Source organism: Desulfacinum infernum DSM 9756, assembly GCF_900129305.1.
In the GTDB taxonomy this organism is placed as follows: Bacteria; Desulfobacterota; Syntrophobacteria; order Syntrophobacterales; family DSM-9756; genus Desulfacinum; species Desulfacinum infernum.
The window spans coordinates 75,703-87,977 of record NZ_FQVB01000020.1 but is presented as its reverse complement, the minus strand read 5'-3'; the positions used below and the strand labels follow the sequence as shown (position 1 = coordinate 87,977).

The following is a 12,275-nucleotide window of genomic DNA, read 5'->3' as shown; positions in this document are numbered from 1 at the left end:
GCAGGCCATTCACATACGACACACGTCCGAGCCGGAACCGGTTCACGTGAAAATTTACAATGCTCTCGGGCTGCCGGTACGACCATTAAGGAGGCTGACCACCATCGAATGAAAAATTTGTAGTGTAGAATTTGAAAACACTCTACAACAAAATCAGTAACTTACACACAAAAGTGACAAACTTGGGGTAAAACTTTCTTGCAAATGCCTTTGTCTGGCCGTGTTGATGTTGGGGGTGTTTTTTCGATCGGGCTGGTGCGGCCATCCCTTGCCCACGACCAAAACCGTACAGCCTGTGCAGAAGGTGTTGAAGCCTCAGGTGCCGGCGAACGTTGGCAAGTCTTTCCAGGCGATGCACCCCTGCAAAGGAGGGCCGGACTTGACGGTGAAGGACGTGCGGGTCCATCCGTTGTCCGTGGGCACCAAGGGGTTGGATATCTTCGTGGAGGTTGAGAACATGGGGAATCTGGACTTCATGGGCTCTCCCCCCTACGTACCGACTTTAAACGTCAAGATCCGAGACAACTCTTCAGGAAAGGAAGAACAGATCCTCTCCGAAGCAATCCCAAACCTTGCGCGCAGCACTACATTCTCCGTGGTGCCGCGCTACGAAATCAAAGGCTTCCTCGAAACGGGGCATCGGTCCCCAAAGCATGGTGAATGCAAGGCGGAGCAGGAAATCACGGTCTGGATCCACACGTTTCCTGCGACGTATCAAGACGGCACACCGGCCAACGACGACTGCGATCTCACCAACAACCAGCGGAAAACGGTGATGAAATACATGGTCCAGTGTCCTTGGTAGCGTCACAAGGGGTGGACATAAAAAAAGAGACCGTGACTCGTGTCACGGTCTCAGCGTGTTCGGGGTGGAGGCGGCAACCGGATTCGAACCGGTGAATAACGGTTTTGCAGACCGCTCCCTTACCACTTGGGTATGCCGCCGTTCGTTGAGCTATTGCTTAGCCCAAAACGGGGAAGGTGTCAAGGACCTGTTGGCGCGGACCTCCGCGATGCATGGAGCTGCCTGGCCTTTCGGTAGAAGTCCACGAAGTAGGCCCCGGCCGACCAATATCCCAGCGCAATGGAGACCCACAGAAAGACGGTTCCAATGAGAAAGAAAGCGCGGTTGAGCGGTTCGAAGTGGAGCAGCAGGAAGAGAATGGCCACCGTCTGGGAGATCATTTTGTTCTTGCCCATGCGGCTGGCGTCCAGGATGAGGCCCTGGCTGGCGGCGATGGATCGGAGTCCCGTGATGGTGAATTCCCGGCCGATGATGAGAAAGACCACCCACCCGTGCACCTTGTCCAGTTCGATGAGCATGATGAGCACGCCGCAGGTCAGGAGCTTGTCGGCCAGCGGGTCCAGGAGCTTCCCCACCGAGGTGACCATGTCGTAGCGTCGCGCCAGGATGCCGTCCAGGTAGTCCGTGATGGAAGCCATGACATACAAGACGAAGGCGACATTCATGCGGTATCCCGTGGTGGGCGGGGCCAGCACCACCAGGATGATGGGGATGGAGATCATGCGCAGGTAGGTGAGCAGGTTCGGCAGGGCCGTGAGATTTTTTCTGGAAAAATCGTCGTGCGTCATTGCCTTTTGAGTCTCATGTAATGGCGGAGCACGCGCCTCAAGTATTCGTTGGTTTCCTTGAAGGGCGGAATGCCTCCGTACTTTTCCACCGCTTCCGGGCCCGCGTTGTAGGCAGCCAGTGCCAGCAACAGGCTGTTGTTGAAGCGCCGAAGCATCTCCTTGAGGTAGCGCACCCCGCCGAAGATGTTTTCCAGGGGGTCGAACGGGTTTTGGACCCCCATCTCCTTGGCCGTCTGGGGCATGAGCTGCATCAGGCCCATGGCGCCCTTGTGAGAGACGGCCATGGGGTCGAAGTCGGATTCGGCCTTGATAATGGCACGAACGAGTCTCGGGTCAACCCCGAAGATGGAGGCGGCCTTGTGTATGTGCTGCTGGAAAGAGTCCTCCGACAGTTTTCGGGGTATGGGGAGGGTGGGCAGCGGTGGAAGGTCCACTTTCTGATAGCCGGGCGCCGTGGGGACGTTGGTAAAATGCACCACGCCGTTTTCATCCACGTACTTGTAGATGGATCCGGCGAAAGCCGCCGGGGTGCCCGCTCCGAATCCACGAGTCAAACATAGGGCTGCCAGGACGACGCAGATCCCGATCCATCGCCTTTTCCCGTCCATGCCGTCCGACCCTCCGTACCGGCGAAGGGCGTCCTATTTCCCCTCCACCTTTTCCCAGTCCTTGAGGAACTTCTCCATGCCGATGTCGGTCAGGGGATGGCGCACCAACTGGTCGATCACCTTGTAAGGGATGGTGGCGATGTCGGCACCCATCCGGGCCGCTTCCAACACGTGGAGCGGGTTGCGGACGCTGGCCACGATGATCTCCGTTTCGAACAGATAATTGGAATAGATATCCACGATCTGTGCGACCAGATCCATGCCCGTGGCGGCGATGTCGTCCAGTCTCCCCACGAAGGGACTCACGTAGGTGGCTCCCGCCTTGGCCGCCAAAAGAGCCTGCAGGGGGGAGAAGACCAGCGTCACGTTGGTCTTGATTCCTTCATCGGCAAGTCGGCTCACGGCCTTGAGTCCGTCCGTGGTCATGGGAATCTTGACCACCACGTGAGGGTCGATGGCGGCCAGCTCTCGGGCTTCCGCGATCATGGCGTCGCTGTCGGTGCTCACCGCCTCGGCGCTGACCGGCCCCTGGACCAGTTCGCAGATCTTCTTGATGTGCTCCACAAACCCGCGGCGGTCGGCAATCCCTTCCTTGGCGATGAGGGAGGGGTTGGTGGTGACGCCGTCCAGCACACCCAGGGCGTGGGCCGCTTCGATTTCCTTCAGGTTTGCCGTATCAATGAAAAACTTCATCTTCCTGTCGTTCTCCTTTCCTGAGTCGTTCGTGGTCATGATCCAGGGGGTTCCCCGCGGGAGGATTTTCTTCCGGCCAGGTACGAATCCCGGCATTGACGGCTGCAAAAGTAGACGTCTTTTCCCTTGATGCGGGCCCGCACCCCGTGCCGCTTGAGAAAGTAGGTTCCGCATTGGGGGTCCTTGATGAGATCCGCGTCCCGATCCCCGGATCTCTCTTCGTATTCCGATCTCGAGCCCGACAGCTTAGGCTTGAGGAACCGGTAGAGCAGGTAGCCGATGAGCGCGTAGAGGAGAAGGCGAATCATAGAGGCTTCCACCTTTCCACGGCCTGGGCCTGCACGGACGCTTCGGCCAGCAGTCGTGCCACGGTGACCCCCAGGATCGGATGACGCAGCTTCGGGGCGATCTCCACAAGCGGTTCCAACACGAACCGGCGTTCGTGGGCCCGGGGATGGGGGATGGTCAGGCCCGGCAGGTCCAGCACTTGCTCTCCGTAGAAAAGGATGTCCAAGTCCAGTGTCCTGGGGCCCCAACGGACCGTGCGTTTCCGGCCGAAGCGATTTTCAACGGCGAGAAGCTGCCGGAGCAGATCCTCGGGGCCCAGCCGGGTGCGGCAGGCCAGGACGCCGTTGAGGAACCACGCCTGATCTTCCACGCCTACGGGTTGGGTTCGGTAGAGGGAGGAGACGGCCGCCAGGCGGATCCCTTCCATGTCGCCGAGAAGGGCCAGTGCCTCGCGGCAGGTGGTTTCCGGATCTCCCATGTTTCCGCCGAATCCGATATAGGCCGTCTCCCAGTGATCCATCGGCCCTTCGCGCCTCTTGCTTTGCTGCTCGGTGTCTCGTCCAATCGGTCAATGCCGCTTTAAGTCCTCCGCCTCGAGAAAAGGGGGCGGGAAAATGGTGCGGCTCAACAACCCCAAATCCCGCCTACGGATCCCGAATTGCGGATCGCCCATTACGGCCACTAGGAGCCTGTCTGAAAACGACAGATTTGCGCCGTTCAACGCCCATTCGTCATCCCCGCGAAAGCGGGGATCCAGGATTTCCGGCAACTTACGGACTCCCGCTTGCGCGGGAGTGACGGTTTGCGGCGTTCTCGGACAGCCTCCTAGGAGGCTGTCCGAGAACGCCGCGAATGGGCGCTTTTCTCGTAGCGCAGCCCTTTAGGGCTGCGGAAGAACCCCCGGACGTTGGATAGGCCATCGCTCATTTCCCGTCACTTCATCGGGTGACGACGGACTTTCCGCGGGGCTGAAGCCCCGCGGCTACGAAATGATAGGAAATTACCGGCCTCTTGAGCCGGAAAACCATTTTCGAACACGCTCCTAGAAGGAAACCTTCCGGATGCGTTCCACCGCCTCCTGAATCCGTTCTTTGCTCACGGTGAGTGCCATGCGCACATAGCCCTCGCCGGGGGCTCCGAAGCCGCTTCCGGGTGTGGTGACGATGCCGGCTTCCTTGAGCAGCAGGGACGTGAATTGGGCCGAAGTCATCCCCTGGGGCGTCGGGCACCAGACGTAGAAGGTGGCCTTGGGCGGTTCGGCGTGGAGGCCCACCTCCCGGAGTCCCCGGATGAGCACGTCCCGGCGTTCCTGGTAGATGGCCTGCATCTCCTTTACGCAGGTCTGATCCGACTCCAGGGCCGTGATCCCGGCGAGCTGCACGGCGTTGAAGGCGCCGGAATCCACGTTGCTCTTGATCTGGCCCAGGCCTTCCAGCACCTTGGCATGACCCACCGCAAAGCCCAGCCGCCATCCGGTCATGTTGCACGTCTTGGACAGAGAATGAAACTCGATGCCCACCTCCTTGGCCCCGGGCACCTCCAGGAAGCTCATGGGTCGGTAGCCGTCGAAGGCCATTTCCGTATAGGCCGCGTCGTGGCAGACGATGACGTCGTACTCCCGGGCAAAGGCCACCACCTTCTGGAAGAAGTCAGCTTCTGCCGTGGCTCCCGTGGGGTTGTTGGGGTAGTTGATGAAAAGAAGCTTGGCTCGTTTCGCCACGTCGGCGGGGATGGCGTCCAGGTCGGGCAGGAAGCCGTTTTCCTTCAGGAGGGGTATTTCATGGGTGTTGCCGCCGGCGAACATCACCGCGACTCCATAGACCGGATACGCGGGACTGGGGATCAGGGCCAGGTCGCCCGGGTTGATGAAGGCCAGCGGCAGATGGGCGATGCCTTCCTTGGATCCGATGAGGGTGATGACTTCCGAAGCCGGGTCCAGATCCACGCCGAAACGGCGCTTGTACCACCGGGCCACGGCGCCCTTGAAATCGTTCATGCCGCTGTAGGACGGGTACTGATGATTGGCCGGATCCTCCGCGGCCTCCTTCAAACGCTCAATGATGTGCTTGGGGGTGGGCAGGTCCGGGTCGCCCACGCCCAGGTTGATCACGTCCACACCCCGGGCGATCAGCTCCGCCTTCAGTCGATCGATCTCCTTGAACAGATAGGGGGGAAGATTCTTCACGCGATCCGCAAACTCAAACGCCATTCCATCCTCCAACAATCCACGCGTTAACGCAGTCCCAATACGTCCTGCATGTCGTACAGTCCGGGAGGCTGCGAGATCACCCATCCGGCTGCATGGACGGCCCCCCGGGCGAAGTTGTCCCGGCTATGGGCCCGATGGGTCACTTCGATCCTTTCTCCCATGCCGGCAAAGAGCACCGTGTGTTCTCCCACGATGTCCCCGCCGCGGAGGGTCTGCACCCCGATGGCTCCCTCAGGTCGTTCTCCGATCATGCCGTATCGCTCAAAGACGCCCACTTCCTTGAGGTCGCGGCCTCGGGCCGCGGCCACCACCTCGGCCAGCCGAACGGCCGTGCCGCTCGGCGCATCCTTTTTGAAACGATGGTGCGTCTCCACGATCTCCACGTCGTAGGCTGGCCCCAACAGCCGGGTGACTTCTTCCACCACCTTGAACAGCACGTTGACGCCCACACTCATGTTGGGCGCCAGCACGCAGGGGATGGAACGGGTGAGGGAGCGGACCTTGTCCACCATTTCCGGCGTGAATCCCGTGGATCCGATCACCATGGCCGTTCCGCTTTCGGCGGCGGCTCGGAGATTGGCCAAGGAGGCTTCGGCGCTGGTGAAGTCGATGAGGACGTCCACCGGTCGGGGAAGTTCCCGGAAGGAGCCGGCCACCGGGAGTCCCAGGGGGGCACCGCCGATTACGGTGCTCACGTCCTGCCCGATGGCGGGATGTCCCGGGCGTTCGAAGCCTCCCGCCAGCTCCATGCCCTCCGTTTCCTTGAGGATCTGGGCGATGCGCGATCCCATCCGGCCCGCGATGCCCGCAACCGCTGCTCGTACCATGGTCCTCTCCTCTTTGGCCGAAGCCGGAACCGGGCCTCCGACTCACGGGAGGCCCGGATGGTCCTTACGTTGCACGTTCCGTCCACGCGGGCGGTAAGGGCGAAGGGTCATTCGCCCCTGCGCTTGCCTGCTTCTGAAAGGGGCATCGGACGCATCAAAGAATTCCGTAATCCTCCAGGGCCTTCCGCACCTTGGCGGTCCCCGCTTCGCTGGTGGGGACCAAGGGAAGCCGCACGTGGTCGCTTTCGATCTTGCCCATGAGCTTCAGGGCGGTCTTGACGGGCGCCGGGTTCGTCTCCACGAACATGGCATGGCATAGGGGCAGGAGTTTGTAGTAAAGGTCCTGCGCCTCCCGGAACCGGCCCTGCAGGAAATGGTTGCACAGATCCGCCATGTCCCGGGGGGCCACGTTGGACACCACCGAGATGACCCCTTTTCCGCCCACACACATGAGCGGGAACGTGATGTAGTCCTCTCCGGAAAGAACCACGAAGTCCTCCCCGCACAGTCGGATGATGTCCGTGATCTGCTTCATGGATCCCGTGGCTTCCTTGATGCCGACGATGTTCTGGATCCGGGCGAGCCGCGCGATGGTTTCCGGTTCCATGTTCACGGCGGTCCTGCCCGGGATGTTGTAAAGGATGATGGGCAGATCCACGGTCTCGGCCACGGTCTTGAAATGCTGATAAAGGCCCTCCTGGGTGGGCTTGTTGTAGTAGGGGGAGATCATGAGCGCCCCGTCCGCACCGCATTCCTTGGCGTGCTTGGTCAGGCGAATGGCTTCCGCCGTGTTGTTGGACCCGGTTCCGGCGATCACGGGAACGCGGCCCTTGACCTGATCGACGGTGATCTCGATCACCCGTTCGTGTTCTTCGTGGGTGAGGGTGGCGGATTCTCCCGTGGTGCCGCACGGGACGATGCCGTGGGTGCCGTTTTCGATCTGGAACTCGATGAGGTCCCGCAAGGCGGGCTCATCGACGGCCCCGTTGCGAAAGGGCGTCACGATAGCCACAAAGGCTCCCTGAAACATAACGACCTCCTCTCTACGGTTTCTTGAGTGGCTTCGGCCGCGGCGTCGCCCCGGTCACAGGGTTTCCCGCCACAAGCGACCTTCGTAAACGACCCTGGCTTCTCCCTCGATGAAGACGTTCCGGTACTGCCCTGGCCCGATTCGGTCGAAATGGATGGTGAGGGTTTCTCCGCCCTGCGTGAGCACATGTACGGGAGAACCCACCAGGGTGCGTTCGTGGGCGGTGAGGGCGGCGGCAATGGATCCGGTGCCGCAGGCGAGGGTTTCGTCCTCCACGCCGCGCTCATAGGTGCGGATGCGGATGCGGTCCCGGCCCAGCACGGCGACGAAGTTGGCGTTGGTGCCGGCCGGTTGAAACTGTTGGTGTCGACGCAAGGCGCGGCCCAGCTCCACCACGTCCATCCGCTCCAGTTCATCTGTTCCGGCGACGAAACAGACCGCATGCGGGACGCCTGTGTTGATGAAATCCACGGAGATCGTCCGGCCGGCCGCCTGGAGTTCCAACCCGCTTCGGTAATCCAACGGATCGGTCATCTGCACCTTCACACGGGTGCCTTCCACGCGGGCCTGGATGATGCCGGCCAGGGTTCGAAACCGAAGCTCCGGGCTTTCCGCCACGCCTGTGAGAAACGCAAAACGGGCGGCGCAGCGCGCTCCGTTGCCGCACATTTCCGCCTCACTCCCGTCGGCATTGTAGAACCGCCACCGAAAGTCGCATTCCGGGTCGTCTTCGATGAAGATGACCCCGTCGGCTCCGGCCGAAAGCTTCCGGCGGCATACCTTGCGGACGAAGTCCCGGCAGTCTTCATCGTCGGTGGTAAACGAGCCGCTGCGATTGTCGATGACGATGAAATCGTTTCCCGATCCGGTCATTTTGTGAAAGGCGATGGGTTCCATGCATACCTCTCCGGGTTCATTGGAGAAACTCGGGGATCCGCTCCGCTCTCACCAGATCCTCCCACGTCTCTCGAAGGCGAATCACGTGGAAGGTGTCGCCGTGCACCAGCACCTCGGCCGCCTTGGGCCTGGAATTGTAGTTGGACGCCATGGTGAAGCCGTACGCCCCGGCGCTCATCACGGCCAGGTATTCCCCGGGTTGCACCTGGGGAAGGGCCCTTTCCCGGGCGAGAAAATCGCCGCTTTCGCAGATGGGGCCCACCACGTCCACGGTCTCCGTGGGTCGGTCCTCGGAAACCACCGGTTGGATGTGGTGGTAGGACCCGTAGAGGCTCGGGCGGATCAGATCGTTCATTCCCGCATCCACGATCACGAACTGTTTCTTGGGGGTCTTCTTGGTGTACAAGACACGAGTGAGCAGGATGCCGGCATTGCCCACGATCACCCGGCCGGGTTCGAAGATCACCGTGCAGTTGAGCCCTTGCAGTTCCCGGACGATGGCCCGGGCGTATTCCGTGGGATGCGGGGGCTGTTCACGGTCGTAGGTAATGCCCAGCCCGCCCCCCAGATCCAGGTACCTGGTTTCAAGGCCGAGTTCGGCCAGTCGGTCAATGAGCGCACGGAGTCTTCTCAGCGCGTCCACAAAGGGTTGGACTTCCGTGAGCTGGCTTCCGATGTGGCAGTCCACGCCCACCACGTCCACGGACGGAAGCTCCGCGGCCCGGCGGTAGCTTTCCAGCGCCTCGTCCATGGCCACGCCGAACTTGTTCTTCTCCATGCCTGTGGTGATGTAGGGATGGGTCTTGGGATCCACATCCGGGTTGACCCGGAGGGCGATCCGGGCCCGGCGTCCCAGGGCGACGGCACGTTGGCTGATGGCCTCCAGTTCCTGCGACGATTCGATGTTGAACATGAGGATGTCTTCCGAAAGGGCGTAGTCGATCTCCTCCCGGGTCTTTCCCACTCCCGAATAGACGATGCGATCCGGAGGGATGCCGGCTTGGCGCGCCCGGAAGAGTTCCCCCCCGGAAACGATGTCCACGCCTCCTCCCAGCGAGCCGAACAGCTTGAGAATCGCCAGGTTCGAATTGGCCTTGACCGAGTAGCAGGTCAGATGGGGCAGTTGGGAGAACGCGCCGTCGAAGACGGTGAAATGATGATGCAGGGTGGCGTGGCTGTAGATGTAACAGGGGGTCCCCGCCTCCTGGGCGATGTGCTCCACGGGCACATCTTCACAATACAGTCGTCCGTTTCGATATTGAAAATGGTGCATGGCTTCTCCTTAAACTCCCCGAAACCTTCCCAATCTACTGGAACCGCACGTTTCGGACTTCGAACCACTTGGACAACAGCCCTTCCCGATGGGGGGCATCGGCGCTGACCGCCGAGACGGCGTAAAGGTAGACCTTGTTGGGTTGGGCTTTGGTGTCCGCATACGGAGGGGCGGCGATGGGGGCAACCGTCAGCCTGGTGATGGTTTCGCCGTCCTTTCGGTAAACATGATAGCCTTCCACGGGCACCAGGGACTCCGTCCAGTAAATTTCCAGGGCCTTCTCCGTGGGAATGGCCCACACCGATTCGGGAGGCGGAGGGGTGATCTTCGGGGGAGCCTTCACGGGCTCGGATGGGGCCCAGGGCCCGTGGATTCGGGCGTCCAGCACCGTCACGAAGGGGCGGACGCGATATTCATACATGCCTTCCGGAAGCACACCGGTATCGAGAAAGCTGTTTCCCTGAATGGGTTCCGGGGAGGCCGGCTTCCAGGATCCTCCCGCCTCGCGCCTTTCCACGGAAAAAAGGGTGGAGGTCTCCCCGGGGACTTGCTTGCCGGAGGGGGCCTCCCATCGGACCAGGATTCCCCGGGGTTCCGCCACACCCCGCACGTTCTTGAGCGCAGCCGGGGGTTCGCGCATCAAGATCCGCACGGGAGACGAAAGGGAAATCATCGATTCTTCCGGGCCGAGGATGCCGATCCAATATCGAAGTGCAGTCGCCCCTTCCGAAGGCGTGTCCTTCCAGGTTATCCGGGAACCCTCCACGTGCCAAGGGCCCGTGCCGGCGGGATCGATCCGGACCAGGGATCGTACATTGGCGGGCGGGCATTCGGCGCATTCGGCCGCTGCCGCGTCGGTCTCCTCGCGCTGCACCACAAAGGTGTATTCTCCGGGGGCGGTCTTTCGGAGGCGGTCGGGAATTTCCCAGCGGAGCTCGACCGTTTGACCCTCCACGTCCGCCTGAATGTTCGTCACCCGCGGTGGGGCCTCCGGTGTCACCGGTTTGGGCGGGGTCTTTCTTCCGCACGACGCCAATGTGGTGAGGGCCACCAGGCACAGCAACGCGGCGACTCCCGCCGTGCCACCCCGGCATCCAAAAGAGCAGATTCCCGTATTCTGGATTTGACTGATCATTGACAGGCCTTGATTCCCCTTCTTCGCGCTCGTGATAGGTTGACCGCTCTCGCTTTCCGCTCATTACCATGGGCGCTTGGGCGCCTTCATCGGAGGTTTTCCATCCCATCAGGGTACGGCCGGAACGTCCCGTTCCACGGCCTTGGTTCGAACCGCGATCTCCGCTCGCATGGACTCCAGGGCCTCCCGGACCCTTTCGGTGGAGGTTCCGCCCAGGGATCGGCGCCGGTCCACGGCGGCACGAATGTCCAGAAGCTCGAAGATGTCCTCTTCCAGGGACTTGTGAAACTTTCTGAACTCTTCCAGGGTGCATTCCGAAAGGTCCTTGCCCTCCCGGATGCAGTAGCTGACCAGCTGACCCACCACATGATGGGCCTTTCGAAAGGGAACCCCCTTGAGCACGAGATAATCGGCCACGTCGGTGGCCAACGCAAAACTCCGGGCGGCCGCCTCGGCCATCTTCTCCTCATGGAACCGAAGGGCGGGCAACATCTTGTTCAGTACCGCCAAGGTGGCCAGCAGCGTGTCGGCCGTATCGAAGACGGGTTCCTTGTCTTCCTGGAGATCACGGTTGTAGGTGAGTGGCAGACCCTTGGTCAGGGTGAGCAGGGCCATGAGATTGCCGTAAACCCGACCGGTCTTTCCCCGCATGAGCTCCGGTACGTCCGGATTTTTCTTCTGCGGCATGATGCTGGAGCCCGTGCAGAAGGCGTCGCTGATTTCCACGAAATCGAATTCCGGTGTCGTCCACAGCACCAGCTCCTCGGACAACCGACTCACGTGCATCATGGTCAGAGCCGCTGCCGCACAGAATTCGATGAGGTAGTCGCGGTCGCTTACGGCGTCCATGCTGTTTCGTACGACACGCGGAAACCCCAGATAGCGGGCGGTTCGCTCCATGTCGATGGGAAAGGTGGTTCCGGCCAGCGCGGCGCTTCCCAGGGGCAACACGTTGGTGCGGGCATAGCACTGGGCCATGCGTTCTTCGTCCCGCGAAAACATCTCACAGTAGGCCATGAGATGGTGCGCCAGGAGCACCGGCTGGGCATGCTGAAGATGGGTGAAGCCCGGCAGAATGACGTGCAGGTTCTTTTCCGCCAGGTCGGTGAGTGCGGCCATCACCTCCAGCAACAGTCGCCGGCATTGAAGCAGGACGTCCCGCATGTAGAGCCGAGTGTCCAGGGCGATCTGGTCGTTGCGGCTGCGGGCCGTGTGGAGCTTTCCTCCCACCTCGCCGATCTTTTGCATGAGCCGCTGCTCCACGGCCATGTGGATGTCTTCCTGCGAGGACTCGAGGGTCAATTCCCCGCGTTCGATTTCCCGCAGGATCTCCCCCAGGCCCTGGATGATCTGCGATGCCTCTTCGTGGGAGATGATGCCGCAGTCCGCCAGCATCCGGCAGTGGGCGATGCTTCCTTCAATGTCATAACGGTAGAGGCGCGAATCGAAATGGATGGAGGCCGTGTATTCTTCCACCATCTTGTCCGTTGGCTGTTCAAACCGGCCTTGCCATAGCTTTTCCGACATGAATGCGACTCCTGGGTGCGGGACGACGGGTCTTCAATCCTGTTGAAAAGGTCCGAATGCCGACAGGGGCCCAGGATCTGCTCCGATGCGTCCGGGGGGCATCGCTCTTGTGGTAGCGCAGCTTTCAGGGCTGCCAAATGCCCCCGTTCGTCGGACAGGCTATCAGTTACCGCCCGTCCCTTCCGGGCTCCCGAT

Annotated in this window: 13 protein-coding genes and 1 tRNA gene; 1 reads left to right on the top strand and 13 read right to left on the bottom strand. The window is 61.2% G+C overall.

Annotation, left to right across the window (positions count from 1 at the left end):
- Positions 1-379: 379 nt before the first annotated feature.
- Positions 380-805, top strand: a complete 426-nt coding sequence (locus tag BUB04_RS11135; RefSeq protein WP_073039480.1) for a hypothetical protein — start codon at positions 380-382, stop codon at positions 803-805.
- A 65-nt stretch (positions 806-870) separates the two neighbouring features.
- Here the strand turns inward: BUB04_RS11135 and BUB04_RS11130 are convergent.
- From BUB04_RS11130 to argH, 13 genes are all read right to left on the bottom strand, one after another.
- A tRNA-Cys gene (locus tag BUB04_RS11130) sits at positions 871-945 on the bottom strand.
- Between the two features lie 39 nt (positions 946-984).
- Entirely contained in the window at positions 985-1,593 is a 609-nt protein-coding gene (pgsA, locus tag BUB04_RS11125; protein WP_073039478.1) for a CDP-diacylglycerol--glycerol-3-phosphate 3-phosphatidyltransferase, read from the bottom strand.
- Complete coding sequence (locus tag BUB04_RS11120) at positions 1,590-2,201, bottom strand: lytic transglycosylase domain-containing protein (protein ID WP_073039476.1); 612 nt, start codon at positions 2,199-2,201, stop codon at positions 1,590-1,592. The genes pgsA and BUB04_RS11120 overlap by 4 nt, the downstream gene beginning before the upstream one ends.
- Positions 2,202-2,234: 33 nt before the next feature.
- Positions 2,235-2,894, bottom strand: a complete 660-nt coding sequence (fsa, locus tag BUB04_RS11115; protein ID WP_073039474.1) for a fructose-6-phosphate aldolase — start codon at positions 2,892-2,894, stop codon at positions 2,235-2,237.
- A gap of 35 nt (positions 2,895-2,929) precedes the next feature.
- Positions 2,930-3,202: a hypothetical protein gene (locus tag BUB04_RS11110; protein ID WP_073039471.1), complete on the bottom strand. Its 273-nt coding sequence runs from the start codon at positions 3,200-3,202 to the stop codon at positions 2,930-2,932.
- Entirely contained in the window at positions 3,199-3,702 is a 504-nt protein-coding gene (folK, locus tag BUB04_RS11105) for a 2-amino-4-hydroxy-6-hydroxymethyldihydropteridine diphosphokinase (protein ID WP_073039469.1), read from the bottom strand. Before folK ends, BUB04_RS11110 begins: the two co-directional genes overlap by 4 nt.
- 522 nt (positions 3,703-4,224) lie before the next feature.
- Positions 4,225-5,391 carry an LL-diaminopimelate aminotransferase gene (locus BUB04_RS11095; protein WP_073039467.1) on the bottom strand — a complete coding sequence of 389 codons (1,167 nt, stop codon included), beginning with the start codon at positions 5,389-5,391 and terminating at the stop codon, positions 4,225-4,227.
- Positions 5,392-5,414: 23 nt separating this feature from the next.
- The gene (gene dapB, locus BUB04_RS11090) at positions 5,415-6,218 is read right to left on the bottom strand and encodes a 4-hydroxy-tetrahydrodipicolinate reductase (RefSeq protein ID WP_073039465.1); all 804 of its coding nucleotides are present in this window, start codon (positions 6,216-6,218) and stop codon (positions 5,415-5,417) included.
- A 154-nt stretch (positions 6,219-6,372) separates the two neighbouring features.
- The gene (gene dapA / locus BUB04_RS11085) at positions 6,373-7,248 is read right to left on the bottom strand and encodes a 4-hydroxy-tetrahydrodipicolinate synthase (protein WP_073039463.1); all 876 of its coding nucleotides are present in this window, start codon (positions 7,246-7,248) and stop codon (positions 6,373-6,375) included.
- A 54-nt stretch (positions 7,249-7,302) separates the two neighbouring features.
- Complete coding sequence (dapF, locus tag BUB04_RS11080; RefSeq protein ID WP_073039461.1) at positions 7,303-8,145, bottom strand: diaminopimelate epimerase; 843 nt, start codon at positions 8,143-8,145, stop codon at positions 7,303-7,305.
- A gap of 16 nt (positions 8,146-8,161) precedes the next feature.
- Positions 8,162-9,418, bottom strand: coding sequence for a diaminopimelate decarboxylase (gene lysA / locus BUB04_RS11075; RefSeq protein ID WP_073039313.1), 1,257 nt, complete (start codon positions 9,416-9,418; stop codon positions 8,162-8,164).
- 34 nt (positions 9,419-9,452) lie between these two features.
- Positions 9,453-10,553: a fibronectin type III domain-containing protein gene (locus tag BUB04_RS11070; RefSeq protein WP_143156452.1), complete on the bottom strand. Its 1,101-nt coding sequence runs from the start codon at positions 10,551-10,553 to the stop codon at positions 9,453-9,455.
- A gap of 108 nt (positions 10,554-10,661) precedes the next feature.
- Entirely contained in the window at positions 10,662-12,080 is a 1,419-nt protein-coding gene (argH, locus tag BUB04_RS11065; RefSeq protein WP_073039310.1) for an argininosuccinate lyase, read from the bottom strand.
- Positions 12,081-12,275: the final 195 nt, after the last annotated feature.

Excerpts from the sequence above, each read along its gene's own strand:
- pgsA (WP_073039478.1), bottom strand. The coding sequence starts at position 1,593 with ATGACGCACGACGATTTTTCCAGAAAAAATCTCACGGCCCTGCCGAAC.
- BUB04_RS11095 (WP_073039467.1), bottom strand. The coding sequence starts at position 5,391 with ATGGCGTTTGAGTTTGCGGATCGCGTGAAGAATCTTCCCCCCTATCTG.
- BUB04_RS11120 (WP_073039476.1), bottom strand. The coding sequence starts at position 2,201 with ATGGACGGGAAAAGGCGATGGATCGGGATCTGCGTCGTCCTGGCAGCC.
- BUB04_RS11070 (WP_143156452.1), bottom strand. The coding sequence starts at position 10,553 with ATGATCAGTCAAATCCAGAATACGGGAATCTGCTCTTTTGGATGCCGG.
- BUB04_RS11110 (WP_073039471.1), bottom strand. The coding sequence starts at position 3,202 with ATGATTCGCCTTCTCCTCTACGCGCTCATCGGCTACCTGCTCTACCGG.
- fsa (WP_073039474.1), bottom strand. The coding sequence starts at position 2,894 with ATGAAGTTTTTCATTGATACGGCAAACCTGAAGGAAATCGAAGCGGCC.
- lysA (WP_073039313.1), bottom strand. The coding sequence starts at position 9,418 with ATGCACCATTTTCAATATCGAAACGGACGACTGTATTGTGAAGATGTG.
- argH (WP_073039310.1), bottom strand. The coding sequence starts at position 12,080 with ATGTCGGAAAAGCTATGGCAAGGCCGGTTTGAACAGCCAACGGACAAG.
- dapB (WP_073039465.1), bottom strand. The coding sequence starts at position 6,218 with ATGGTACGAGCAGCGGTTGCGGGCATCGCGGGCCGGATGGGATCGCGC.
- dapF (WP_073039461.1), bottom strand. The coding sequence starts at position 8,145 with ATGGAACCCATCGCCTTTCACAAAATGACCGGATCGGGAAACGATTTC.
- folK (WP_073039469.1), bottom strand. The coding sequence starts at position 3,702 with ATGGATCACTGGGAGACGGCCTATATCGGATTCGGCGGAAACATGGGA.
- dapA (WP_073039463.1), bottom strand. The coding sequence starts at position 7,248 with ATGTTTCAGGGAGCCTTTGTGGCTATCGTGACGCCCTTTCGCAACGGG.